The organism is Stenotrophomonas sp. YJH_SMC_80 (assembly GCF_059372495.1).
Window position 1 is genome coordinate 63,462 of record NZ_JCAFVP010000006.1, and the last position, 24,119, is coordinate 87,580.

A 24,119-nucleotide genomic window follows, 5' to 3' on the forward strand; every position below is an offset into this window, starting at 1 on the left:
GCGGTGCAGGCACGGGCGCGTAGAATCGGCCCATGAGCAGATTAGTCCTGATCGACGGGTCCAGTTACCTGTACCGCGCGTTCCACGCGCTGCCGCCCCTGTCCAATGCACAGGGTGAACCCACTGGCGCACTGTTCGGCGTGGTCAACATGCTGCGTTCGACGCTGAAGGAACGCCCGGCCTACGTCGCGTTCGTGGTCGATGCGCCCGGCAAGACCTTCCGTGACGACCTGTACGACCAGTACAAGGCCAACCGCCCGCCGATGCCCGATGAGCTGCGCAGCCAGGTCGAGCCGATGTGCCGCATCGTCGAGGCGCTGGGCATCAGCATCCTGCGCGTCCCCGGCGTGGAAGCCGACGATGTGATCGGCACGCTGGCCCTCCAGGGCCTGGCGCAGGACCTGAAGGTGACCATTTCCACCGGCGACAAGGACTTCGCCCAGCTGGTGCGCCCGGGCATCGAGCTGGTCAACACCATGACCGGCAGCCGCATGGATTCGGATGCGGCGGTGATGGAGAAATTCGGCGTGCGCGCCGACCAGATCATCGACCTGCTGGCGCTGATGGGCGACGCGGTCGACAACGTGCCGGGCGTCGAGAAGTGCGGGCCGAAGACCGCTGCCAAGTGGCTGGCCGAGTACCAGCACCTGGATGGGGTGATGGCGGCCGCGCCCTCCATGAAGGGCAAGATCGGCGAAAACCTGCGCGCGGCACTGGAGCGGCTGCCGCTGAACCGCGAGCTGGTGACCATCCGTACCGACGTGCAGCTGGACGCCAGCCCGACCACGCTGGCCCTGCGCGAGCAGGATGTGCCGGAGCTGACCGAGCTGTATACGCGCTATGGCTTCACCCAGGCGCTGAAGGAGCTGGGCGCGCCGGTGCCGGCACCGGTGGCCGCCAGCGAGGCGACCCCGAGCCTGCGCGGCACTGCGGCCGGCTTCGCGCGAGGCAGCGTCGAGGCGCCCGCCGCCGGCACGCTGGATCCGGCACTGTCCGCGCCGGGTGAATACGAGACCGTGCTGACCGCCGAGCAGCTGCACGCCTGGGTCGAACGCCTGCAGCAGGCCGACCTGATCAGCTTCGATACCGAGACCGACGCGCTGGACGCGATGCGCGCGCGCCTGGTGGGCATCAGCCTGGCCGTCGAGCCGGGCAGGGCGGCGTACATTCCGGTCGGCCACGATTACCCGGGTGCGCCGGCCCAGCTGCCGATGCAGCAGGTGCTGGACGCACTGCGCCCGGCGCTGCAGGACCCGGCGAAGAAGAAGCTGGGCCAGCACGGCAAGTACGACCTGCATGTGCTGCGCCGCCACGGCGTGGCGGTGCAGGGCTACCACGATGACACCATGCTCGAGAGCTTCGTGCTCAATTCCACCGCCACCCGCCACGACATGGATTCGCTGGCCCTGCGTTACCTGGGCTACAGCACCATCAAGTTCGAGGACGTGGCCGGCAAGGGCGCCAAGCAGATCCCGTTCTCGCAGGTAGGCATCGACGAAGCCAGCCGCTATGCGGCCGAAGACGCCGACATCACCCTGCGCCTGCACCACGCGTTGCAGCCGCAGCTGCTGGCCGAGCCGGCGCTGGACAGCGTGTACCGCAACATCGAGATGCCGCTGGTGCCGGTGCTGGCCAGCATTGAAGCCAATGGCGTGCGGATCGACACCGACGAACTTCGCCGGCAGAGCCAGGACCTGTCCTCGCGCATGCTGGCCGCGCAGCAGAAGGCCACCGAGCTGGCCGGGCGCAGCTTCAATCTGGATTCGCCCAAGCAGCTGCAGGCGGTGCTGTTCGACGAGCTGAAGCTGCCGGCGGTGGTGAAGACCCCGAAGGGCCAGCCCAGCACCAATGAAGAGGCGCTGGAGGCGATTGCCGACCAGCATGAGCTGCCGCGGGTGATCCTCGACTACCGCGGGCTGGCCAAGCTGCGCAGCACCTACACCGACAAGCTGCCGGAGATGGTCAACCCGGACACCGGCCGGGTGCATACCAGCTACCACCAGTCCGGTGCCGCCACCGGCCGCCTGTCCTCCTCGGACCCGAACCTGCAGAACATCCCGATCCGCACCGAGGATGGCCGCCGTATCCGCCGCGCGTTCGTGGCGCCGGAAGGCTTCCAGCTGCTGGCGGCCGACTATTCGCAGATCGAGCTGCGGATCATGGCGCACCTTTCCGAAGACCCGGGCCTGGTGCGTGCCTTCGAGCAGGGTGCCGACGTGCACCGTGCCACCGCCGCTGAGGTGTTCGGGCGCACGCTGGAGGAGGTGACGCCGAACGAGCGCCGCGCCGCCAAGGCGATCAACTTCGGGCTGATGTACGGCATGAGCGCCTTCGGCCTGGCCCGCAACCTGGGCATCGACCGCGGCCAGGCGCAGGATTACGTGGCGCTGTACTTCAGCCGCTACCCGGGCGTGCGCGATTTCATGGAGCGGATGCGCCAGCAGGCCCGCGACCAGGGCTATGTGGAAACCCTGTTTGGTCGTCGCCTGTACCTGAACGACATTCATGCACGTAACCAGGGCCTGCGCGCCGGTGCCGAACGCGCGGCGATCAACGCGCCGATGCAGGGCACCGCCGCCGACATCATCAAACGCGCGATGGTGGACGTGGACCAGTGGCTGCGTGACAGCGGCGCACCGGCACGGATGATCCTGCAGGTGCACGATGAACTGGTGTTCGAAACCGAAAGCAGTTTCGTTGAAGACTTGCGTTTGCAGGTGGTCGAGCGCATGTCGCAAGCGGCCAAACTGCGGGTGCCGCTGGTGGTCGATACCGGCGTCGGCAACAACTGGGACGAAGCGCACTGAGGGTATTTCAGGCCGAAAACGACGTGAATTCGTTCATTCGTCAGAGGTTTCTGACTCGATCATGAATGTTGTCCTGATCGAGGTTCATTAAATTGGGCCCCTTCACGAACCGTTAGTGTTCGGAGTGCTTCTATAACTCTCGACAGGCGCAACGCCTGTTGTGGATCTCTCCCATCCCCTGGAGCAGATCTCGGAACGGGGACTCCTCCCCAAGTGCCCGTTCCCCGGCCCCGTTGACCTCCCCCTGGTCAGCGGGGCTTTTTATTTGTGCCGCCGCAGCACCAGGGATGGGGTCAGATCCTTGGTGCTAGGCTGGGCTACCGTTCCACAGGGGAAGACCATGCCCGATCTGTTTGCACTGGCAATGCCCTGGTGGGAGTTCATCCTGCGCGCGGTGGTGGTCTATGTCGTGGTGCTGGGCATGGTCCGGCTTGGCGGCAAGCGGGCTCTAGGACAGATCACGCCCTTCGACGTGCTGTTGATCGTGCTGCTGGGCAATGCGGTGCAGAACGCGCTGCTGGGCACCGATACCTCGCTGGGCGGCGGCCTGCTGCTGGCCGCGACCCTCATTCTGCTCAACTATGGGGTGGGCTGGCTGACCACCCGGAATCGACGCATGGAGCGGATGATCGAAGGAGAACCTACCGTAATCGCGCGCGATGGCCGGCTTTTGGAGGGTGTTCTCCGCCGCGAACTGATCAGCCGGGCCGATTTCGATGCTGCGTTGCGCCAGCAGGGTGGCCTGCGGATCGAGGATGTGCAGATCGCCCTGCTGGAGACGACCGGGCACATCACCATCCTTCCGCGGAAGGGCACCTGATCGTGCAGCACCGAGCATGGGCTCGGCGCTACAGGGCATCATTCACGGTGTGCAGCGGGTATTGCCGGCCGCCGGTTTGCGCTCGTAATAGGCGAATTGATTGCCGCTGTCGATACCGACCAGGTTGCCGTTCTGCAGCAGCTGCAGCACGAAGTCGCTGCCGATATCGCGGTGTATGAGGATGCGGCCATCGCGCAGGCTTGCCCGCAGTGGCTGTTCGCGACCACCGGCCTCAACCACACCACCCTCGAGGAAACGCAGCTGCGACAGCGCGCTGCGCTCGGCTTCAAAGCTGCCACAGGGCAGTGCGGCGGCCGGCACCGGCGTGAGCGCTGCCGCGGGGGCGCTGGCGAGAACGGCAAGGTCTTTGGCCGGACCGCAGGCCGGGGCGTCCGCGCGCTGTGCACAGGATCGCTGCAGCGCATCGCGGGCCTCCTGCAGGCGGCCACTGCTCCACAAGGTTTCGGCGGTGTCGGCGCAGAACGTTTCGCCCTGTTGCACGCGGCAAAGGTCGATCAGTTCATCAAGCTGTGCAGGTGGCAGAGGCGCATCCACGGAATGCTGCAGGCCGAGCAGGGCCTTGCCCATCATTTCCGAGGCAATCTCCTTGGCTGCCGTCATGCAACCCTCGGCGTCGAACGAGGGCAGCTCCTCCCTGCAGATCTCGGGAATCGGCGGTTCTTCCTTTCTGGGCGCTGCGTCCTTGGCCTGCTGCTGGTAGGTCTCCAGCAGGCGCATGCAGGCTGCGCCCACGCCCTGGGCGCACCAGGCGTGCAGTTTCACAGGTGCGGCCTCTGGCAGCGCCTCCAGGCACTCGGAGGTGTTCATCACGCAACCGCCCTCGACGGGCTGCGGCATCGTCTTGCAGGCGGCGGCGTGCTCACGGGTGAACTCGCGATAGGGCGTGCTGATCGTGCGGTCGTTGTCCGAGAAGTACCAGTTTTCCAGCTGGCCCGTGGACAGGTTGCCGGTACCGAGCACGTCTTCCTGGCGGGCGATGCGCAGCTCCTCGGTGGCCTGGTAGGGGCCGGACAGGAAGCCGTGGCCTTCGCTCTCCAGGGTCAGCGTGGTGTTGCCGCTGCTGTCCTTGTAGGTGCCGCAGGCCATCGACTGCGCGGCGGCCGGCAGGCTGGCCGAGGCCAATGCAAGCAACAGCAGGGAGCGCCAGCCCGCAGCGCGGGGGCGGGGGGAAACAGCGGCGGGCATGGGGTCATCCTTGAAGGAAGTGAGCAGGGACTGTCCGGTGCAGGGCGCACCACAGGCGCGAGAAGGCGCCACGCGTCAGGCGTGGCGCCGGAAGATCACAGCCAGTCGCGTGGCACCAGGTAGTCGGCCAGGCGCGCCTCGGCGCTGCCCGCTTCCGGGGCGAAGCCGTACTCCCAGCGCACCCGCGGCGGCAGGCTCATCAGGATGCTCTCGCTGCGGCCGCCGCTCTGCAGGCCGAACAGCGTGCCGCGGTCGTAGACCAGGTTGAACTCCACGTAGCGGCCGCGGCGGTACAGCTGGAACTCGCGCTCGCGCTCGCCATAGATGGCGTCCTTGCGCTGCTGCACGATCGGCAGGTAGGCGTCGAGGAAACCATCGCCGACCGCACGCAGATAAGCGAAGTCGCGCTCGAAGTCGCCGTGCAGGTCGTCGAAGAACAGCCCGCCGACGCCGCGCGTTTCACTGCGGTGGCGCAGGAAGAAGTACTCATCACACCAGCGCTTGTGCGCGGCATAGCGTTCGTCGCCGAACGGCGCACACAGATCGCGTGCCACCTTGTGCCAATGCTGCACGTCCTCGTCGAACGGATAGAACGGGGTCAGGTCGAAGCCGCCGCCGAACCAGCTGGCCACCACTTCACCGTCGCGCTGTGCCTGGAAGAAGCGCACGTTGGCATGGGTGGTCGGCACGTAGGGGTTGAGCGGGTGGAACACCAGCGACACGCCGGTGGCGCGCCAGGAGGCGCCGGCCAGTTCCGGGCGGTTGGCCGAGGCCGACGGCGGCAGGCGGCTGCCGGACACATCGGAAAAGCCGATACCGGCCTGCTCGAACACCGCGCCGTCGCGCAGCACGCGGGTGCGCCCACCGCCGCCCTCGGCACGCTGCCACAGGTCTTCCTGGAAGCGGGCCCGGCCATCGACGGCCTCGATCGCCGCACAGATGCGGTCCTGCAGGTCGGTGAGGTAGGCGCGCACGCGCTCGAATTCGTTCATGGCGCGTACTTTACCGCAGGGCCCGCCCGAAGCTGCGGACAGGCCCTGGCCGGCTCAGCGCTTGCGGTTGGAATGGCGTGGCGGCGGGGTGTCGTCTGATGCCGCGTCATCGGCCGCCTTCTGCAGCGCGCGGCCCAGATCGATCAGTTCCCAGTTCTGGGTGCCGAGCACGTCGCAGGCCACGTGCAGGCCACTGCGGTCGGCCTTGCACAGCCGGTCCAGCAGTGCATGTGCATCCACCTCGGCATCGTTGCCCTGGGCCGTGACCAGGTTCTCGCAGCCCTCGCGGACGCCGGCTCGGCAGACCGTGGTGTAGTGCTCGGCGGCCTGCAGCCAGTGCCCGGACAGCGCAAGGCGGTTGCCGAGTATGTTGCAGCCCTGCAGCCTGCCCTGCGCGCAGCAGGCTTCCGCCCCGCCGGCAGCGAGCGCCTGCGGGCAATCCTGGGGCAGCGGCAGCACGGTGTACTGCTTTGGTGCACTGCAGCGGCCCGGGCCATCTCCAGTGGAGGTGAACACCTGGAAGCGGGTCCAGGTATCCAGGCCCAGCAGTTGGCCGCCAGGCAGCGGACGCAGCACGAAGTCGCCGCCCCTGTCGTGGCGGATGCGGATGTCGCCCTCTTCGACGCGGGCGCGGAGATGACTGTTCCAGCCAACGCCGACCAGGCCGTTGTCACCGAAGTCCAGCGTGTCCATCAGACCGCCATCGGCCCGGTAGTTGCCGCAGGGCAGGGCCGTTGCCGGTTGCGGTTGCAATGATGCGCCCAGCGCCTGCAACGCCGGCAGATGCTCGCAGGTGGCGGTGTCGTTGCCCGGTGTGCAGGCCGCAGCCAGCGCCTGCACCGCCAGCAGGGGATCTCCCGCGTCCCAGGACAGTTCGGCCACCCGCTCGCAGAAGCCGCCATGCGCTACCTCGCGGCACAGCCGCAACAACTGTTGCCGCCGCTCAGCCGGAATGATCACCGGCACGGTCGGCGCCGTCATCGTCACCATGGCTTCGGTCATGGCTGCCGTCATCGCGGCCTTGACCAGCTGCGCCTGCGCTGCGGGGTCGGCCTCGAGCGCGGCGGCACATGCCGGGGTTTCCTGTTCGAAGCCACCGTTGTCACAGGCAGCGGGGAGCTTGATGCCGGACAGGGCGGCGTCGAGGGCCGCCTTCTGCTGGACAGGATCGGCCTTCACCGTAGGCTTGGCTTCATCACGCCAGCGATCAGCCAGTTGCAGGCACATGCCGGGCACGCCTTCCCGACACCCTGCTTCCAGCGCGGCCGGAGTGGCTTCGTGACGGTTGTCCAGGCAGGCCACGGCATTGGCCAGGCAGCTGCCTTCAGCCGGTGTGGCTGCGGCGGCGCACTGTTCGGGGGCCAGCAGGATGTAGGTCGTGCCATCCACCTCGACCGTGCGGCCACGATCACGTACCTGCAGCGGGCTGGGCAGGCCGTACTCCAGGTTCACCAGTTGCAGCTTCCCGTCGATCTGCTGGAACGCGACCGGAGACGGTGCACTGCCGAAGTGCTTCTGCTCGCCACGGTTGGGTGAGCTGATGCGCAGCGTGCTGCTGCCTTCGTCGGCCTTGAACAGGCCGCATTGCGGTGACTGTGCGGCGGCCATCGGTGCGGCCAGCAGCAGCGCCCAGGCCAGCCAGCGCTGGCGCGGTGCGGGTGAATGCATGTCGTCTCCTTGACGATCGAACGGGAAACTCCAGGCGCTACGGCGAACCACGGCCCTCGCGCGGGGCCGTGCATTGTGCCGTGCCGGGCACGGACTGGTAACGCTGGTAGGCGGTCTGCGCATCCATGCCGAGCAGATCGCCGTTGCCGAGCTGGCGCAGCACAAGGGTTTCGCCGTTCTGCTGCAGGTGGATGGCGCCGTTCTGCAGGCGGGCCCGGGTGCCATCGCCGAAGTCGAGCCTGTCGATCACGCCTCCATCGGCCTGGTAGCGGCCGCAGGGCACCTGCTGGGCCGGGACGAGGCGCAGGTCAGCGCCGGGACCGCGCAGCGGTGCGATGCGTTCGCAGGCGCTGGCGCGGCCGGCATCGCAGACCACCTGCAGCGCCTGCACCGCCAATGCGGGCTCCAGCGCGATCAGCTGCTGTGCGGCTAGTTCGACGCAGAAGCGGCCACTGCGGTGCTGCAGGCACAACTGCTGCAGGCGATCGTGTGCAGCGGCCGGAAGCGGTGAATCCGGCATGTTTTCGTCTTCCTGTTGCAGGCGTTCACCGACCTTCTGCATGGCGGCGGCCAGCGCATCGCCGGTCAGCGTCTCGCAGGCCCGCGGGTCATGGCCGGGCGTGTGTTCGCGGCAGATGGGCGGGCGTTCGAAGCGCGCGGGGCTGGTGTCATCGCTGCCGACTGCAGTTGTTCCATCGCGAAGCTGGCGCAGCAGCGCCGAGCAGCGCCGAGCAGCCCGCGCCAACGCCTTCGCTGCACGCACGCTGGGCCTGGCCGGGTGAGGCCGTGGGCAGCCGTGCAACGCAGTGGCTGCCGGCGGCGCGGCAGCTGCCGTCCATCGCGCTGGGCTCGCTGGCGCAGGCGCGGGGCTGGCGCAGGGTGTAGAGCACCACCCCGTCGTGCTCGATGCGCTGCCCATCGGCGCTGATCCGGATCGGCTGCGCCACGCCATCGTCGAGCATGACCAACCGCGTCTGTGCCGCACCGCGATCAACCCACAGCGGCTGTGGCTCGCTGCCCTCATCGTGGTGGTAGCCGCTGCCGGGAGTGGTGAACACCAGCGCCATGCCGCCATCGGCGCTGCGGTATTCGCCACATTGCAGCGCATCGGCGCCGGCAGGCAGCGCAGTCAACAGCAGCAATGCGGGGAGAAGGGTCGAAAAGCGCAAGCGACGGTCCTTGTCGTGCGGGAAAGGGGGTGGCTCAGTGGAAGCGCGAGCGGATGTCCGGCCGCAACAGGCGCCAGGCCAGCCAGCCCTGCAGGCCGAGGAGCACCAATGACATGGCCACCACGGTCAGCGTGATCAACCAGCGTTTCAGATGGAGTTCCTGCTGCAGGACGGCGTCGTCGGAGAGAAACGGGATGACATCACGCATGAACACGTCCAACCAGCCGGCGATCGCAAAGTTGGCCAACGCGCTCAGCAGCAGGATCACCACAAAGCTCCACAGGCCCCAGCTGCGCTCGCGCAGCAGGCCCCAGCTGGCCAGCGTCGAGGCCAGGCACAGCAGCGCGGCAATCATCGACGCGGCCACCGGATGCGCCAAAAGCCAGATCAGGCTGTGCAGGTGCTGGTCTTGTACTTCCCTCTCAACCAGATGCCAGATCGGAAGGTTGTGCAGCGGCCACAGCAGCAGCCCCTGCATCACGAAGTACACCGTGAGCAGCAGCGACAGCCAGAACGAAGCGTGTGCGATCGGGCGCACCCAGGCGTGATAGGTCGGCTGGACCAGCGAGGGAATCGGCGGGATCGACATTGACATCCGGTGTCCTTGCAATCGGTGCCCGCGCGATCAGCGGGCCGTCACCCGGGTGGCGACGGCCGGCAGGATATGGTGTTCGCTCAACGGTGCCAAGGGCTGGCCATGCGGCGGCTGCAGTGGCACCCAGGCCAGTTCGGCGATCTCGGCACATGCCTGTGGCGTGCCGTCCACCCGCACCCACCAGGCCTGTGCCTGCACGCGATGGCCGGGTTCGTTCACCGCCCAATCCTCAAAGGTGCCCAGCGCGATGGCGGTTTCGGCGCACAGCTGCACACCGAGTTCTTCGTCCAGTTCGCGGGCCAGCGCCTGCAGCGGCGCTTCGCCGGGTTCGGGCTTGCCGCCCGGTTGGATGAAGCGGCTGGCGCCGTGCTTGCGTACCACCAGCGCCCGGCCGCGGTCATCCAGGATGACCGCGGCCACGATGTGGATCGTGGCCGCGGCGTTGCTCACTTCAGGTTCTGCTCGAACAGCTTGAGGATGCGCTTGTACTGGTCCAGCCAGGAATCGGCGCGCACATAGCCGTGGCGCTCCAGCGGGTACGGTGCGATCGACCAGTTGTCCTTGTGCAGTTCGATCAGGCGCTGGGTCAGGTTCACCGAGTCCTGGAAGAACACGTTGTCATCCATCATGCCGTGGGCGATCAGCAGGTTGTCCTGCAGGTTCTGCGCGTATTCGATCGGCGAGGACACGCGGTACGCCTCCGGATCGATGTCCGGGGTATTGAGGATGTTGCTGGTATAGCCGTGGTTGTACTGGTGCCAGTCCACCACCGGGCGCAGCGCGGCGCCGGCCTTGAACGTGCCCGGCGAGCGGAACAGGGCCATGAAGGTCATGAAGCCGCCGTAGGAACCACCGTAGATGCCGGCATGGTCGCGGTCACCCTGCTGGGTGTCGACCAGCCAGTCCAGGCCGTCCTTGTAGTCTTCCAGTTCCGGGTGGCCCATGTTGCGATAGATCGCCGTACGCCAGTCGCGGCCGTAGCCCTCGCTGCCGCGGTAATCCATGTCCAGCACGATGTAGCCCTTCTGCACCAGCAGGTTGTGGAACATCTGCTCGCGGAAGTAGGCCGGGTAGCGCTGGTGCACGTTCTGCAGGTAGCCGGCGCCGTGCACGAACATCACGATCGGGTACTTCTTCCCCGGTTCCTTGTTTTCGGGCTCGTAGTACTTGGCCCAGACCACGCCGGCGCCATGCTTGGACGGCACCGCCACCAGCTTCGGCTGGATCCACTGGCGCGCCTTGAACTCGGCAGTGCGGGTGTCGGTCAGCACGCGGGCCTGGCCTGCGCCGGTGCTCGATACCACGGCCAGCTGCGCCGGCAGGTAGGCGCCGGAGTAGCGCACCAGCAGCTGCTGGCCGTCCGGCGACAGCGAGAAGTCTTCCACGCCGTTGAGGCTGGTCAGCTCGCGCACCTGGCGGCTGCCGGTGTCGACCGCGCAGACTTCGTAGTCATGCGGCGCCTGCTGGTTGCACAGGAAGTAGAAACCCTTGCCATCGGCCGAGGGCACCGGCGCCGAGGTTTCCCACTTGCCGCTGGTCAGCGCCTGCGGCTTGGCCGTACCGGACTGGGTATACAGGTGCGAGAAGCCCGATTCCTCCGACAGCAGCCACAGCGTGCGGCCATCGGCCATCCAGCCGAAATCATTGAAGCCCCAGTTGATCCAGGCGTTGTCGGTCAGGCGATGGCGGTTCTGCACGCGGCCGTCGGCGGCGTTGATGCTGACGATCCAGCGGTCCTTGTTGTCGTTGGCACGCAGCATCACCGCGGCCTGCTGGCCATCGGGGCTCCAGCGGATGCCACCGCCCATGAAGTCGCTCATCACCTGCAGGCTGCGCTCGCCCTTCAGCGCGTCCTTGCCGGCCTTGCGGCGCAGCTCGGCCAGCGGATCGGTGCTGATGCCCGGCAGGCCGGCCAGCGAAACCTTCTCGGCCTTGCCGGTGCGCACGTCCACGTACCACAGCGTGTGCGGCTCGAAGCCGTTACGGCCGACGCGGGTGCGGGTGTCCTCGGTTTCCTCGTAGCCCGACTCGGTCACGTACAGCGGCATCTTGCCGCCACGGCCGTCATCGAAGTCCTTCGGCTTGGTCACCACGACCAGGTGGGTCAGGTCAGGCGACAGCACGCTGTCGGCGATCTCCACGTCGGCGCCCAGGTACACCGGGCCCGGCGCGCGGGTCGGGTCAGCCTGGCGCCAGCGCTGGTCCTGGTCCTTCAGTGCTTCGCGCTGGTCACGGTCGCGGCGAAGGGTTTCCAGCGTGCGCAGCTGCTGGTCGCGCAGCACGTCGGCCTTCGGCGGCGTACGCGGGTCCTTTTCGGCCTTCAGGCTGGCCACCTGCTGCACGCCGCTGGCGGCGGTCCAGTGGAACCAGTTCTGGCCGACGCGCCAGATCACGCCATTGTCGGCGGCGAAGTTCACGTTGCCCGCGCGCTCGTTGCTGCGGGTCAGCTGCGTCAGCGCGCCGCTGCGCAGGTCGCGCACGAACACGTCGCCATTGCGCACGAAGGCGCTGCGGCTGCGGCTGCGGTCGTAGACCGGCTCGGCCACGTCCAGGGTGCCGCGCTGGTCATCGGCCACCTGCGCGGCCACGCCACCGGCCACCGGCTGGCGGAAGGTATCGCGCACCGGGCTGCCGTTGCGCTTGAGCTGGTACTCCACCTGCTGGCTGTTCCACGACCACCAGGCCTTCTCGACCGGCGGGCCGATCCAGTCCGGGTCGGCCATGGCCTGTTCGATGGTGATCGGCGTCGGCGCGGCATGCGCGGCCGGTGCGGCCAGCACGGCCGACAGCAGGATGGACAGGGGCAGCACTCGGGACATGGGCGGACGGCACCAGTAGAGGAAAACCGGTCAAGCGTAGCAGCCGCACGGGCCGGGGGCAGGGGCCACAGGTCATGGCAGCGGGATTGGCAAAGTAGTGCAACCGCTGGCCGGCCTCGCGCATCCATTCTCCTGAACCCGCATCATCCACCGAACAGGAGCCCGACCATGCAGGAACTGATCCCGATCACCCTCTTCATCTGCATCGCCTACGCGATCCACGCCATTGCCGATGCCCGCGCGCGTAGCAAGCTGGTGGCCCCGCACGTGCCCGAGGAAGTGATCCGCTCGCTGGCCGTGCTGGAAGAAGAGCGCCGCCGCCAGGGCGCGCTGCGCTGGGGCATCAGCCTGGTCTGCCTGGCGCTGGCCATGGCCCTGCTGGAAGCGATGGGTGCCCGTGACCTGACCTTCGGCGCCGCCGCCGCACTGGTCGGCAGCGCCGGCCTCGGCCAGCTGCTGGCCTGGCACTTCACCCGTCCCGCCGTCCGCAAGGGCTGAGCTGGAACATGCCACGGGCACAGGGGGCGCCCCGTAGATGAGCCTGTTCGGCGAAGCATTGTCGGCACTGCGGGGCCGTCGCCGTCACGATGCAGCGGCGACGGCGGCACCCGCCGCACCGCTGGACGCGGACCAGGCCCTGGTGCGAGCCATCATCGATGGCTCGCAGTCGGCCTTCGCGCAGCTGGTTGAAGCCCACCAGCGCACCTGCGCGCATGTGATCGGACGCATGGTGGGCGACCGCGACCAGGTGGCTGACCTGCTGCAGGAAACCTTCCTGGCCGTGTTCCGCCAGCTGCACCGGTTCCGCTTTGAATCTTCGTTGCGTACCTGGGTTTCGCGGGTGGCCTACACCACTGCACTGCAGCACCTGCGCCGGCGGCGGCTGGAGGCGCAATGGGTGGTGGCGGTGGAGGTGCCGGAGGAACTGGGGATCGGCGATGAAGGCCCCGGGCCCGCCGAGTTGAGCGAGGCGCTGCAGGCCGGGCGCCAGCTCGGCGTGGCACTGGAACGGCTGAGCGCGCCGCAGCGCCTGATCGTCGGCCTGCACTACCTGGAGGATTTCGATCTGGCCGAAATCGAGCAGGTGACCGGGCTGGCGCGCGGTACCATCAAGAGCCACCTTCACCGTGCGCGCCAGGTCCTGAAGCAGGAACTGACGCGGCGTGCCGCCGCCGGAGAACTGCTGTGAACCGACCGACCGACCCTCGCGATGCGGAAGAGCGCGCGCTGGCGCAGGCGTTGCGTGAGCAGGTGCAGCGGGAAGAAACGCCGGATGTGAGTGAGGCGCTGCAGAAGCGCATTGCCGCTGAGTCGCGCGACAGTGGCGTGGGCTATGTGGTGGTGCAGGTGCTGTTGTTTGGCGCGCTGCTGGCTGCAGCGGCCTGGTACATCTGGGTCTAGAAGAACATTGACGCCCGCAACTGCTTTGGGACGCTTCTTCCTCCAACTTCCGATCAGATATCCAAGCGTCGGGCGTTGTCTCCACGTCGGCAGTTGGCCTTTCCCGTCAGACTCCGTCACGTCGGCCTCGTCATCAGTGGCAGTCGCTCTATCCAGGGTCCGCGAGCTACGTGTGTTTCCTGAGGAAAGTTGCAAACTCCATGCCTCCGCTTGAGTCGGAGTTTCACAATCAGAGACTCTCAACCATCAGCTTCCACGGGTATGGAGTGAGAATCACATGGACAGGTGCGCCAGTAATCCAACGCCGGATGCAATTGGATGATGCTCTACTACATCCAGCTTTCGCTTGCCCGATTCAAGCAACGAATCGGGACTCATCTGGCAATCGCTCTCATGCTGGGTGCGGGGGTGGGGATCACGACCGTGATGCTCTCCATTGTTCTCCAGGCATCGTCGGATCCCGCGCCAGGCCGGAGCTCCGCGTTGTTCCGCCCGTACCTTGACGCGCGTCCAGATGCTCTGCGCAGTGGTTCCTCGGATCCGGGACAGGCACTGACCTGGCCGGATGCGAAGGCGCTTCTGGGCCAGGGGAGGTCGTGGAAGCAGGCCGCCATGGCGGGCGGGGCGGTGACGCTCTCCCGGCCGGGAGCCTCCAGCGCAAGGCTGCGTGCGAGGTTCGCAACGTCCGAAGTGTTCAGTGTTCTTGGCATTGCTGTTGTTGAAGGGCGCGCATGGACCGCCGAGGAGGGGCATGCTGCGAGTCGTATAGTGGTCCTGTCGCGTGCGCTTGGTGAGCGCGAGTGTGCGCAGGACTGTGTTGGTCATCGGTTGGAACTGGGCAGGCGCACCTACACTGTTGTGGGTGTCGCGGAGGATTGGCATCCGGTGCCGATGTTTCAGGGAGATCTCACACGCCGGCCGTTTGTGGAACCTGACGAGATCTACCTGCCGGTTGAGACCGCAATCGCGGACAGGCTGACTGTTGTGGATGGGACGGCGATCTGGGGGGGTGACCAGGACACGGACCCTGCAGGAGCCAACGTGTCATGGCTCCAATTGTGGGCGTGGCTGCCCACCGCGGACGATGTCGCCGCCTACCGGGCGAATCTGGATGCCTATGCACAGGCAAAGGGCCTTCGGATCGAACCAGGCACCCAGCAGGTGGCACTTTGGCCGTTGATGGAGTGGCTGGATAGGCTGGGATTGGTTCCGGAGCGGGCCAGGATGCAGCTTCGGCTGTCACTGATCCTTCTCGGTGTGTGCATCGTCAACGCGGCGGCGCTGCTGAGCTTCAGTCTGGGGCGCCGTCGGCGGGAGCTCGCGATACGACGTGCACTGGGAGCGCGACGTCGGGACGTGTTCATCCAGCTCATGTGGGAATCCATCGCGGCGGGAGCCGCAAGCAGTGTGCTCGCTGTCGTCACCTACACGCTGGGAATCCGGGTGGTTGCTGCGGGAGACGTTCTGCCCAGCGCGATAACGGCGATGCATGCTGGGGCAATGCTGATGGCCGCTGGCCTGGGAGTCGTCACGACGTTGCTCTGTTCATTGGTCCCGTCGTTTGAAATCTGCAGGGTCAGCTCCCTGTCGAGTGCCTTCGCGAAGGGGGCTGCCTGAAATGTTCGACTCGATGAGGGAGACCCGACGACATTTGGGAAGCGCCGCACTGCTTGCAGTGCAGGCAGCGCTTGCAAGCCTGGCATGTGCGTTCGCACTGCAATCTGCGCTGGACAGCTTCGCCAGATTGAACGCCGGGAGCATCCGGGAGGCAGCATCGATTGGTGTGGTCAGAGTCTCTGATGTCGAAGACGGCGCGGATGCGGCAGTGCTGCGGGCAGACCTGTCCGCGATCCGGCTGCCCGGTGTTCAGAACACGGTTGTGAGCGACGCTGTTCCGTTCGGGGGAAGAGCCCATCGATACGGCGTATGCACCAGTGAGTCGGCCATGGTGCATTCGATGAACGCGGGCACGGCAGACGTTGCTGGATGTGATCGCGTTCCCGTTGTAACTGCAAGCTCTGGCTTGCTGGCGATGCTGGGCGCGGGAATCGTCCTGGGGCGCGATGCCATGGAGGAGGACATGGTTGAAGGCGCTCCGGTGGTGCTGATCAGTGAATCGCTGGCTGCCCATCTGTTCGGAACGGGGAATGCTGTTGGCCGCCACCTGTATTTCGGCCCCGGCAGCAGCCGGGTCATCGTGGGCGTATTTGCGTCTGTTGCTGGACCGGCGCCAGGCGGCAATGAGCGGGACTCGCAGTGGGTGCTGCTCCCGGGCCTTCCCATGGGCGCCAGTCGCTATTATCTGGCGAAGTGGAAGTCGGAGGTTGATCGTTCATCGCTTGATCGCACCGCCGATGCGCTGCAGCGGCCTTATCGGATCATGCATCCAGCCGGTGTCGAGACGCTGGCGGGTTATCGCGACGCCTACGTCAAAGCTGATCGCTTCGCTACGACCGTGCTCGCGGTCATGACCGCCGTTGTTCTCGGTGTGCTGATGGCCGGCGTTTCTGGAGTTGTGGGCGCGTGGCTTGATCAGCGCCGGCACTCCATTGGGGTTAGACGGACATTGGGTGCTCGCGGATCCGTGATCTTTGCCGAAATCATGTTCGAGGTTTCACTGTTCACCACGCTGGGCACCCTGCTCGGCGCGTTGTCGTTGCAGTGGGTAGGGTCGCCGCAGGACGGCATCACCGGTTCACCGTGGTTCTCGATATCGAGCGCTGTTGTGCTGGTGATGGCGGCCTGCTTGACTGCACTGGTACCCCGGGCCCTGAGAATCGCCAAGGAGCCGCCCTTGACCCTGCTGGAGCCCCTGTAGCCCATTCATCCTGTCACCCAGCTTCACCTGCGACAAAGTGAAGCAGCGCGTCACCCGGTCGCATCCCGTCTTAACGAAATCCTCCTAAAGTGGTCCGGTATCCCACCGGTCACAGGCAGGAGGCGTCCCTTGGACGCGTTGTTGTTGTCCCGGATCCAGTTCGGATTCGTCATCAGTTTCCATGTGCTGTTCCCCGCCTTCACCATTGGCACGGCCAGCTGGCTGGCCTTCATCGAATGGCGCTGGCTGCGCACGAAGTTGCCCGTGTGGCGCGAGCTGTATTTCTTCTGGCAGAAGATCTTCGCGGTGTCGTTCGGCATGGGCGTGGTCAGCGGCATCGTCATGGCCTTCCAGTTCGGAACCAACTGGCCACGGCTGAGCGAGGTGGCCGGCACGGTCATCGGCCCGCTGCTGACCTATGAAGTGCTGACCGCGTTCTTCCTGGAAGCCAGCTTCCTCGGCGTGATGATGTTCGGCTGGGGCCGCGTCTCGCCGCGCCTGCATTTCCTGTCCACCTGCATGGTGGCGCTGGGCACGCTGTTCTCCACGTTCTGGATCCTGTCGTCCAACAGCTGGCTGCATACGCCGGCCGGCTACGAGATGGTCAACGGCGTGGTGCATCCGGTGGACTGGTGGCAGGTGGTGTTCAATCCCTCGTTCCCGTACCGGCTGGCGCACATGGCGCTGGGTTCGTTCATCACCACCTGTTTCGTGATCGGTGGCGTGGGCGCGTGGTACCTGCGCAAGGGCACGCACGTGGAAGCGGGCCGGCGCATGCTGATCGCAGCGGTGGCGTTCGCGGCACTGACCGTGCCGGTGCAGATTTTCGTCGGCGACATGCATGGCCTGAACACGCTCAAGCACCAGCCGATGAAGATCGCGGCGATGGAAGCGCACTGGCATGAAACCAAGGAGGGCGAGGGCGTACCGCTGGTGGTGTTCGCGCTGCCGAACGAGAAGGAAGAGCGCAATGATTTCGAAGTTGCCATCCCGAAGCTGGGCAGCGTGATCCTCACCCACAGCCTGGACGGTACCTTCGACCCGCTCACCTCGGTACCGTCCAACGAGCGGCCGCCGGTGACGCCGGTGTTCTTCGCCTTCCGCATCATGGTCGGTTTGGGCACGCTGATGCTGCTGCTGGCCTGGGTGTCGGCGTTCCAGTTGTGGCGGAAGAAGCTGCTGGATTCGCCGTGGCTGCTGCGCGGCTGGAACTGGATGCTGCCCAGCGGCTTCATCGCGCTGCTGTCGGGTTGGTTCGTCACCGAGATGGGCCGCCAGCCGTGGGTGGTGTATGGCGTGCTGCGCACTGCTGATGCGGTCGGCCCGCAGAGTGCGTGGATGACCGCGCTGTCGCTGGCGGTCTACGTCGTTGGCTACGCCTTCGTGTTCGGCTGGGGCATCTGGTACCTGGTGAAGATCCTGCGCCACGGACCGCGGCCACATGATGATGGACCGTCGCTGGACCACGGCAGCCACACCCCGGCACGCCCGCTGTCGGCGGCCGACGAACCGCTGGAGGAGCGCTGACATGGACCTGATGACCTGGCTGCCGGTGGCGTGGTTCGCGGTGATCGGCTTCGGCGTGCTGATGTATGTGGTGCTAGATGGCTTCGTGCTCGGTATCGGCATCCTGGCCCCGTTCGCCGAGGACGAGGAGCAGCTGGACCTGATGATGAACACCGCCGCGCCGATCTGGGACGGCAACGAGACCTGGCTGGTACTGGGCGGCGCCGGGCTGCTGGCGGCGTTCCCGAAGGCCTATGCGGTGTTGTTGTCGGCGCTGTACCTGCCGGTGCTGCTGCTGGTGGTGGCGCTGGTGTTCCGCGGCGTGGCGTTCGAGTTCCGCTTCAAGGCACACCGGTCGCGCCGGCTGTGGAGCGTGGCGTTCGGACTCGGTTCGCTGCTGGCCACGTTTGCCCAGGGCGTGATCCTCGGCACCCTGGTGCAGGGCATCCCGCTGGTGGACGGTGTCTATCAGGGCGGGCCGTTCGCCTGGTTCAGCCCGTTCGCGATGCTGACCGGTGCCGCGCTGGTAGCCGGCTATGCGCTGCTGGGCAGCACCTGGCTGATCCTGAAGACCGAAGGCCGCGTGCAGGCGCTGGCACGGCAGATGACCCGGCCGCTGGTGGTGGCGGTGATCGCAGCGATGGGCCTGGTCAGCAGCTGGCTGCCGTTCCTCGATTCGCGGCTGATGGCGCGCTGGTTCAGCGACGGCAACTTCTGGTGGCTGTCGCCGGTGCCGCTGTTGACCCTGGCGGTGGCCGCCGCGCTGTGGCGCAGTGCGACCCATCCGCGCCGCGACCTGCCGCCGTTCCTGCTCAGCCTGGCGCTGTTCGTGCTTGGTTTCCTTGGCCTGGTGCTGGGCATGTGGCCGTACCTGCTGCCGCCGTCGATGACCCTGTGGCAGGCCGCCGCGCCGGCCTCCTCGCTGGGCTTCACCCTGGTCGGGCTGGTCATTCTGCTGCCGGTCATCCTCGGCTATACGGCGTGGTCGTACCGGGTGTTTCGCGGCAAGGTGCACGCCGACACCGGTTACCACTGATGGGTTGAAGGCGGGGCCCGCCGGTGCCGGGCCCCGTGTTGGGGAATGTGAAACCTGCACACCCCGGGCGGGACGTGCTAGCGTGCGCTCCTTTCCGGCAGCCAGGGGGGCAGCCGGCGACGTCCTGGACGGACGCACGGCTGCAGGAATGGGGGGCCGCCGCGCGTCGCCGTAATGGCTCGTGCCTATCGATCTCCCGTTGAAGCACCAACGCTAAATGATTGAATTCTCCATCGTCGACTGGGCCGCGTGGGCGCCCGGCCTGAGCGAGCGTAGCCAGTGGCTGGGCTGGGCCGAAGCGCCGTACCTGCCGCACGGCGGGGATACGCCGGCACTGGCAGAGGTTCCGGCAATGCAACGCCGTCGCATCGAGCGGTTGGGCCGCATGGCGATCCAGACCGCGTGCTGGTGCGAGGACGGGCAGGGGGCCGACAGCGACGTGCCGCTGGTGTTCGCCAGCCGCCATGGCGACGTCGCACGTTCGATGGACCTGCTGGGGGCGCTGGTCGGCGACCAGCCGTTGTCGCCCACCGGATTTGGCCTGTCGGTGCACAACGCGATCGCCGCGCTGTATTCAATCGCCCGCGGCCATCGCGGCAACTACCTGGCATTGGCTGCTGGCCAGGCAACGGTCGAAGCCGCGTGCCTGGAGGCCGTCGGCCTGCTGGCCGATGGCGCCCGCGAGGTGCGGGTGGTGGTCTACGAGTCGCCGCTCCCGGAGGTTTACGCGACGTTCGCCGACGAACCCGACCCGTTCTTCGCCTGGTGCTGGCGTTTGACCGCGCCAACAGGGGGCCGGCCGACGCTGGCGCTGCAGTGGCAGCCGGCCGACGGCCAGGCCAGCACTGTGCCCGGCCTGCTGCCGCACGCGCTGGACCTGCATCGCTTCCTGTTGTCCGGCGCGCCAGCGCTGGAGCACGTGGCCCATGGCCAGCGCTGGCGCTGGGGCCGCCGTGAGTGAGCTGCCGCGCCGCCTCGACCACGCCTGGCGGGTGTTTGGCACCGGCCTGAGCTTTGTTGCGTTTGGCCTGGGCGGGCTGCTGCTCGGCGTCCTGGTGATGCCGGTACTGCTGCTGATGCGGGACCCGGTGGCCCGTCGCCGGCGCGCCCGGCGCGTGGTCCAGGTCGCGTTCGCCAGCCATCTGCGGCTGATGCGCGGGCTGGGGGTGATGACCTACGAGATCGAGGGCGGTGAACGCCTGCAGCGTGACGGCCTGCTGGTGCTGGCCAACCACCCGACCCTGATCGACGTGGTCTGCCTGATCTCGCTGCTTCCCAACGCCGACTGCGTGGTCAAGCGGGCCGTGGCCTGCAACCCGTTCATGCGCGGTCCGGTACGGGCCGCCGGCTACATCTCCAATGACGATGGCGCCGGCCTGGTCGATGACTGCGTGGCCGCGGTGCATGCCGGCGGCACCCTGGTCATCTTCCCGGAGGGCACCCGCAGCGTGCCCGGGCAGCCGCCGCGCCTGCAGCGCGGGGCCGCCAACATCGCCGTACGGGGCCGCATCGACGTCACCCCGGTGCGGATCACCTGCAGCCCGCCAACCCTGACCAAGGGACAGAAGTGGTATCGTGTCCCCTCACGTCGCTTTCACGTTCGGCTGCAGATCGGCGAAGATATCCCGATCGCGCCTTTCTTGGCCGAAGACGACTCGCCAAGGGGGGATGCCTTGGCGGCACGCCGCGTTACCGAGCACCTTTCTCGTTATTTCGACCTGTCTGGAGAGCCGCCCCGTGCAAGCACTTGAGCACGAGATCAAGGAATTGATCATTTCCTCCCTTTCGCTGGAGGACATCACGCCGGAGGACATCGATCCGACCGCGCCGCTGTTCGTCGAGGGCCTCGGCCTGGATTCGATCGACGCGCTGGAGTTGGGCCTGGCGCTGCAGAAGAAGTACGGTGTCAGCCTCTCGGCCGATTCGGAAGAAACCCGTCGCCATTTCTCCAGCGTGCGCGCGCTCGGCGAGTTCGTCGCCGCCCGCCAGTCGTAACGGCGCCAGGAATTGCCATGACCAAGAATGAACTGTTCGAACGCATCGTCAGCATCCTGACCGACAGCTTCGAGATCGAAACCGCCCGGATCACCCCCGAGGCACGCCTGTACGACGACCTGGATATCGACAGCATCGATGCGGTCGACCTGATCGTGCAGCTCAAGCCGCTGCTGGGCCGCAACCTGCAGCCGGAAGCGTTCAAGGCCGTGCGCACCGTGCAGGACATCGTCGATGTCGTGCATGGGTTGCTGCCGGACCAGGCAGCCGCCTGACCGCAGCGCCGGCGGCTCCGCCATGGCACGCGCACGCACGGTCGTGGTGGCTGCGATCTCGCTGGCCTACCCGGTGCTGGTGTACCTGGCGATGGGCCGTTTCGAGCCACGCTGGCTGTCGCTGCTGCTGTTCACCCTGGCCCTGCTGCGTGCGCTGAGTACGCGCCAGCCGCTGTGGTGGGCCGCCGCCGCGGGTACCGGCCTGCTGGCCGTGTTGGCCACCGTGCTGAACCAGGCCCTGCCGCTGAAGCTGTATCCGGCGCTGGTCAACATGGTGATGCTGGCGGTGTTCGGCACCAGCCTGCGCTTCGGCCCGCCGCTGGTGGAACGCCTGGCGCGGTTGCAGGAGCCGGACCTGCCGGCATTCGCGGTGGCCTATACCCGCCGCGTCACCCAGGTGTGGTGTGGCTTCTTCGTTCTCAACGGCAGCCTGGCCCTGCTGACCGCGCTTTACGCGTCGGACCGGGTCTGGATGCTCTACAACGGATTGTTGGCGTACGTGATGATGGGCGTGTTGTTTGCAGGTGAGTGGCTGGTGCGGCGTCGGGTCAAGGCAGCGCACGCGCATGGCTGAGTGGATTGCCCTGGACCGGCTGCTGGTGGACCCGCAGCCGCAGCGCAGCATCGGCGTGTGCGATGGCGAGGTGATCGACCATGCCCGCTTCCGCCAGCGGGTGCTGGCCTGGCGTGCGGCCTTTGCTGCTGCCGATGGCCGTGACTGGGCCCTGTACTTCGATGATGCGGTGGCCTTCGCTGCTGCGCTGTTCGGCGCCTGGCATGCCGGCAAGCGGGTGTTTCTGGCTGCCGACAACCTGCCGGCCACGCTGCAGGCGCTGCAGCCACAGGTGAGCGGTTTCGCCGGCGATGTTTCCGCCGACTACCGAGCGCTGGTTGCCCCCACCGTTGGCGTGGACGGCGAACTGCAGGTGCTGGACGAGCGCGCCTGCGAGCTGTGCGTGTTCACCTCCGGCAGCACGGGCCAGCCCAGTGCGATCAACAAGCGCATGGACCAGCTGGCGCGCGAGGTGGATGCGCTGCAGGCTGCGTTCGGCGCGCAGCTGGAAGGCGTGCAGGTGCATGGCACGGTGTCCCACCAGCACATCTACGGCCTGCTGTTCCGGGTGCTGTGGCCGCTGGCCGCCGGCCGCCTGATCCATCCGCGCCGGTTCTTCCACGAAGACCTGGTGGGTGCGCTGGCCGGTACCGACACGGTGCTGGTGGCGACGCCAGCCCACCTCAAGCGCCTGCCCGAGCAGCTCGACTGGGCCAGCCTGCACGGCCGCCTGCGCGCGGTGTTCTCCTCCGGTGGCCCGCTGCCCGAAGAAGCCGCACGCCAGGTACGGCAATGGCTGGGCGTGGCACCGACCGAGGTTTACGGCAGCAGCGAAACCGGTGGTATCGCCTGGCGCCGCTGGGATACCGACCTGCCACCGTGGCAGCCGTTGCCGGGCGTGCAGTGGCGCATCGAGGATGGTTGCCTGGCCGTCGCCTCGGCGCATCTGGAAACCCTCGACTGGCGGCGCACCCAGGACCGCGTGGAAGCGTTGGCCGATGGCCGCTTCCGCCTGCTGGGCCGCGCCGACCGCATCGTCAAGATCGAGGAGCGCCGCGTTTCGCTGGATGCGCTGGAACGCGCGCTGCGCGAAGACACCGAAGTGGACGATGTGAGAGTACTGGTCCTGCCAGGACAGCGTGAGCAGCTGGCAGCGGTGGTGGTACCGGCCAGCCTGGCGCTGCTGGAGGGCGGTGACGCCGCGCGCCGCGCGCTGGGCCAGCGCCTTGGCGCGCGCCTGGCACAGGCGCATGACGCGGTCACCCGGCCGCGTCGCTGGCGCCTGGTGAAGGCGCTGCCGATCAATGCACAGGGCAAGGTCACCCAGGCGGCACTGGCGGCGCTGTTCCAGCCGCTCATGCCGGTGCCGGTCTGGGATCACCGCGATGCTGCCAGCGCTACGTTGCGCATGACCCTCGACCCGGCGCTGCGGCCGTTCCAGGGCCACTTCCCGCAGGCGGCGATCCTGCCCGGCGTGGCGCAGCTGGACTGGGCCGTGCGTTTTGGCCGCCAGGCGTTCAGCATGCCAGCCGGATTCCTGCGCATGGATGCGGTGAAGTTCCAGCACGTGGCCTGCCCGGGCGATGAGCTGACCCTGCAGCTGGACTGGGATGCCACGCGCAATGTGCTGGCGTTCCGCTACACCTCCAGCCACGGTGTGCATGCCAGCGGCAAGGTGGTTTTCGCCGATGCGGACTGATCCGGCCGTTGCCGGTGCCGCGTTCGCGCCACTGGTGGTGATTCCCGTCTACGACCATGAGCACGCCATCGGGGCGGTGGTCGACGGCGTGCAGGCCGCCGGGCTGCCGTGCCTGCTGGTCGACGATGGCTCGCATGAAGCGTGCGCGACGGTGCTGCGTTCGCTGGCACAGCGCCAAGGCGTCGACCTGCTGCGCCTGGACATCAACCAGGGCAAGGGCGGCGCGATGCTGGCCGGCTTTGCCGAGGCCGCTGCGCGTGGCTACAGCCACGTGCTGCAGATCGATGCCGACGGCCAGCACAATACCGCCGACCTGCCGCGTTTCATCGAGGCGGCGCGTGCGCACCCGGGTGCGGTGATCTGCGGCATTCCGGCCTACGACGCCAGTGTTCCCAAGGCGCGCCTATATGGCCGCTACGCGACCCACATCTGGGTCTGGATCAACACGCTGTCGCTGCACCTGCGCGACACCATGTGCGGCTTCCGCGTGTATCCGCTGCCGCCGGTGCTGCGCCTGATCGGTGAAGAGACCATCGGCCGCCGCATGGATTTCGATACCGAGGTGATGGTGCGCCTGTACTGGCGACAGCTGCCGGTCGAGCACCTGGCCACGCGGGTGACCTATCCCGCCGATGGCGTCTCGCACTTCGATGTGTGGCGCGACAACGTGCGCATCAGCCGCATGCATACCCGCCTGTTCTTCGGCATGCTCTGGCGCGCACCGCGCCTGCTGTGGCGCCGCCTGCGCGGGCAGCGCTGA

22 protein-coding genes and 1 pseudogene are annotated in these 24,119 nt (G+C 67.2%); 16 read left to right on the plus strand and 7 right to left on the minus strand.

Features of this window, described 5'->3' with window-relative positions; translation table 11 throughout:
- Positions 1-32: 32 nt before the first annotated feature.
- Both polA and AC5P99_RS12145 read left to right on the plus strand, forming a co-directional pair.
- The gene (gene polA, locus AC5P99_RS12140) at positions 33-2,807 is read left to right on the plus strand and encodes a DNA polymerase I (RefSeq protein WP_164221840.1); all 2,775 of its coding nucleotides are present in this window, start codon (positions 33-35) and stop codon (positions 2,805-2,807) included.
- Positions 2,808-3,147: 340 nt separating this feature from the next.
- Positions 3,148-3,627 (plus strand): DUF421 domain-containing protein, encoded by a 480-nt coding sequence (locus tag AC5P99_RS12145; RefSeq protein ID WP_024957711.1) that lies wholly within the window; start codon positions 3,148-3,150, stop codon positions 3,625-3,627.
- 42 nt (positions 3,628-3,669) lie between these two features.
- Here AC5P99_RS12145 and AC5P99_RS12150 read toward each other — a convergent pair whose 3' ends face one another.
- The 7 genes and pseudogenes from AC5P99_RS12150 to AC5P99_RS12180 form a co-directional block, all read right to left on the minus strand.
- On the minus strand, positions 3,670-4,833 hold the full coding sequence (locus AC5P99_RS12150; RefSeq protein WP_495213193.1) for a hypothetical protein: 1,164 nt from the start codon (positions 4,831-4,833) through the stop codon (positions 3,670-3,672).
- Positions 4,834-4,928: 95 nt separating this feature from the next.
- Positions 4,929-5,825, minus strand: coding sequence for an oxygen-dependent coproporphyrinogen oxidase (gene hemF, locus AC5P99_RS12155; RefSeq protein ID WP_495213194.1), 897 nt, complete (start codon positions 5,823-5,825; stop codon positions 4,929-4,931).
- Positions 5,826-5,879: 54 nt separating this feature from the next.
- Entirely contained in the window at positions 5,880-7,493 is a 1,614-nt protein-coding gene (locus AC5P99_RS12160; RefSeq protein ID WP_495213195.1) for a hypothetical protein, read from the minus strand.
- Between the two features lie 37 nt (positions 7,494-7,530).
- Positions 7,531-8,662: pseudogene (locus AC5P99_RS12165) on the minus strand (hypothetical protein).
- Positions 8,663-8,696: 34 nt separating this feature from the next.
- On the minus strand, positions 8,697-9,257 hold the full coding sequence (locus AC5P99_RS12170; protein WP_049448203.1) for a hypothetical protein: 561 nt from the start codon (positions 9,255-9,257) through the stop codon (positions 8,697-8,699).
- A 30-nt stretch (positions 9,258-9,287) separates the two neighbouring features.
- Positions 9,288-9,707, minus strand: coding sequence for an NUDIX hydrolase (locus AC5P99_RS12175; RefSeq protein ID WP_005411620.1), 420 nt, complete (start codon positions 9,705-9,707; stop codon positions 9,288-9,290).
- Complete coding sequence (locus AC5P99_RS12180) at positions 9,704-12,076, minus strand: S9 family peptidase (RefSeq protein WP_495213196.1); 2,373 nt, start codon at positions 12,074-12,076, stop codon at positions 9,704-9,706. Before AC5P99_RS12180 ends, AC5P99_RS12175 begins: the two co-directional genes overlap by 4 nt.
- 168 nt (positions 12,077-12,244) lie before the next feature.
- Between AC5P99_RS12180 and AC5P99_RS12185 the strand changes: the two genes are divergently transcribed.
- The 14 genes from AC5P99_RS12185 (at position 12,245) to AC5P99_RS12250 (ending at position 24,119) form a co-directional block, all read left to right on the plus strand.
- Positions 12,245-12,574, plus strand: coding sequence for a hypothetical protein (locus AC5P99_RS12185; RefSeq protein ID WP_043034435.1), 330 nt, complete (start codon positions 12,245-12,247; stop codon positions 12,572-12,574).
- A gap of 37 nt (positions 12,575-12,611) precedes the next feature.
- A complete protein-coding gene (locus AC5P99_RS12190) occupies positions 12,612-13,265 on the plus strand; it encodes an RNA polymerase sigma factor (protein WP_049448208.1) in 654 nt (217 codons plus the stop codon).
- A complete protein-coding gene (locus tag AC5P99_RS12195; RefSeq protein ID WP_049448210.1) occupies positions 13,262-13,477 on the plus strand; it encodes a hypothetical protein in 216 nt (71 codons plus the stop codon). Before AC5P99_RS12190 ends, AC5P99_RS12195 begins: the two co-directional genes overlap by 4 nt.
- 321 nt (positions 13,478-13,798) lie before the next feature.
- On the plus strand, positions 13,799-15,094 hold the full coding sequence (locus tag AC5P99_RS12200; protein WP_237398807.1) for an ABC transporter permease: 1,296 nt from the start codon (positions 13,799-13,801) through the stop codon (positions 15,092-15,094).
- Position 15,095: 1 nt separating this feature from the next.
- Complete coding sequence (locus AC5P99_RS12205; RefSeq protein ID WP_049448213.1) at positions 15,096-16,295, plus strand: ABC transporter permease; 1,200 nt, start codon at positions 15,096-15,098, stop codon at positions 16,293-16,295.
- Positions 16,296-16,424: 129 nt separating this feature from the next.
- Positions 16,425-17,822 (plus strand): cytochrome ubiquinol oxidase subunit I, encoded by a 1,398-nt coding sequence (locus AC5P99_RS12210; RefSeq protein ID WP_049448215.1) that lies wholly within the window; start codon positions 16,425-16,427, stop codon positions 17,820-17,822.
- A 1-nt stretch (position 17,823) separates the two neighbouring features.
- A complete protein-coding gene (cydB, locus tag AC5P99_RS12215; RefSeq protein WP_005414876.1) occupies positions 17,824-18,837 on the plus strand; it encodes a cytochrome d ubiquinol oxidase subunit II in 1,014 nt (337 codons plus the stop codon).
- Positions 18,838-19,054: 217 nt separating this feature from the next.
- Positions 19,055-19,798, plus strand: a complete 744-nt coding sequence (locus AC5P99_RS12220; RefSeq protein ID WP_049448217.1) for a beta-ketoacyl synthase chain length factor — start codon at positions 19,055-19,057, stop codon at positions 19,796-19,798.
- The gene (locus tag AC5P99_RS12225; protein ID WP_005414875.1) at positions 19,791-20,588 is read left to right on the plus strand and encodes a lysophospholipid acyltransferase family protein; all 798 of its coding nucleotides are present in this window, start codon (positions 19,791-19,793) and stop codon (positions 20,586-20,588) included. Before AC5P99_RS12220 ends, AC5P99_RS12225 begins: the two co-directional genes overlap by 8 nt.
- Positions 20,575-20,832 (plus strand): phosphopantetheine-binding protein, encoded by a 258-nt coding sequence (locus AC5P99_RS12230; RefSeq protein WP_005411610.1) that lies wholly within the window; start codon positions 20,575-20,577, stop codon positions 20,830-20,832. The genes AC5P99_RS12225 and AC5P99_RS12230 overlap by 14 nt, the downstream gene beginning before the upstream one ends.
- Positions 20,833-20,849: 17 nt before the next feature.
- A complete protein-coding gene (locus tag AC5P99_RS12235; protein ID WP_005411609.1) occupies positions 20,850-21,107 on the plus strand; it encodes an acyl carrier protein in 258 nt (85 codons plus the stop codon).
- Positions 21,108-21,129: 22 nt separating this feature from the next.
- Positions 21,130-21,681, plus strand: coding sequence for a COG4648 family protein (locus AC5P99_RS12240; protein WP_005414874.1), 552 nt, complete (start codon positions 21,130-21,132; stop codon positions 21,679-21,681).
- A complete protein-coding gene (locus AC5P99_RS12245; protein ID WP_495213197.1) occupies positions 21,674-23,359 on the plus strand; it encodes an ApeI family dehydratase in 1,686 nt (561 codons plus the stop codon). The genes AC5P99_RS12240 and AC5P99_RS12245 overlap by 8 nt, the downstream gene beginning before the upstream one ends.
- The gene (locus tag AC5P99_RS12250; RefSeq protein ID WP_049448222.1) at positions 23,349-24,119 is read left to right on the plus strand and encodes a glycosyltransferase family 2 protein; all 771 of its coding nucleotides are present in this window, start codon (positions 23,349-23,351) and stop codon (positions 24,117-24,119) included. Before AC5P99_RS12245 ends, AC5P99_RS12250 begins: the two co-directional genes overlap by 11 nt.

Coding starts and splice junctions, on each gene's coding strand:
- polA (WP_164221840.1), top strand. CDS start 33: ATGAGCAGATTAGTCCTGATCGACGGGTCCAGTTACCTGTACCGCGCG.
- AC5P99_RS12145 (WP_024957711.1), top strand. CDS start 3,148: ATGCCCGATCTGTTTGCACTGGCAATGCCCTGGTGGGAGTTCATCCTG.
- AC5P99_RS12150 (WP_495213193.1), bottom strand. CDS start 4,833: ATGCCCGCCGCTGTTTCCCCCCGCCCCCGCGCTGCGGGCTGGCGCTCC.
- hemF (WP_495213194.1), bottom strand. CDS start 5,825: ATGAACGAATTCGAGCGCGTGCGCGCCTACCTCACCGACCTGCAGGAC.
- AC5P99_RS12160 (WP_495213195.1), bottom strand. CDS start 7,493: ATGCATTCACCCGCACCGCGCCAGCGCTGGCTGGCCTGGGCGCTGCTG.
- AC5P99_RS12170 (WP_049448203.1), bottom strand. CDS start 9,257: ATGTCAATGTCGATCCCGCCGATTCCCTCGCTGGTCCAGCCGACCTAT.
- AC5P99_RS12180 (WP_495213196.1), bottom strand. CDS start 12,076: ATGTCCCGAGTGCTGCCCCTGTCCATCCTGCTGTCGGCCGTGCTGGCC.
- AC5P99_RS12185 (WP_043034435.1), top strand. CDS start 12,245: ATGCAGGAACTGATCCCGATCACCCTCTTCATCTGCATCGCCTACGCG.
- AC5P99_RS12190 (WP_049448208.1), top strand. CDS start 12,612: ATGAGCCTGTTCGGCGAAGCATTGTCGGCACTGCGGGGCCGTCGCCGT.
- AC5P99_RS12200 (WP_237398807.1), top strand. CDS start 13,799: ATGCTCTACTACATCCAGCTTTCGCTTGCCCGATTCAAGCAACGAATC.
- AC5P99_RS12205 (WP_049448213.1), top strand. CDS start 15,096: ATGTTCGACTCGATGAGGGAGACCCGACGACATTTGGGAAGCGCCGCA.
- cydB (WP_005414876.1), top strand. CDS start 17,824: ATGGACCTGATGACCTGGCTGCCGGTGGCGTGGTTCGCGGTGATCGGC.
- AC5P99_RS12220 (WP_049448217.1), top strand. CDS start 19,055: ATGATTGAATTCTCCATCGTCGACTGGGCCGCGTGGGCGCCCGGCCTG.
- AC5P99_RS12235 (WP_005411609.1), top strand. CDS start 20,850: ATGACCAAGAATGAACTGTTCGAACGCATCGTCAGCATCCTGACCGAC.
- AC5P99_RS12240 (WP_005414874.1), top strand. CDS start 21,130: ATGGCACGCGCACGCACGGTCGTGGTGGCTGCGATCTCGCTGGCCTAC.
- AC5P99_RS12245 (WP_495213197.1), top strand. CDS start 21,674: ATGGCTGAGTGGATTGCCCTGGACCGGCTGCTGGTGGACCCGCAGCCG.
- AC5P99_RS12250 (WP_049448222.1), top strand. CDS start 23,349: ATGCGGACTGATCCGGCCGTTGCCGGTGCCGCGTTCGCGCCACTGGTG.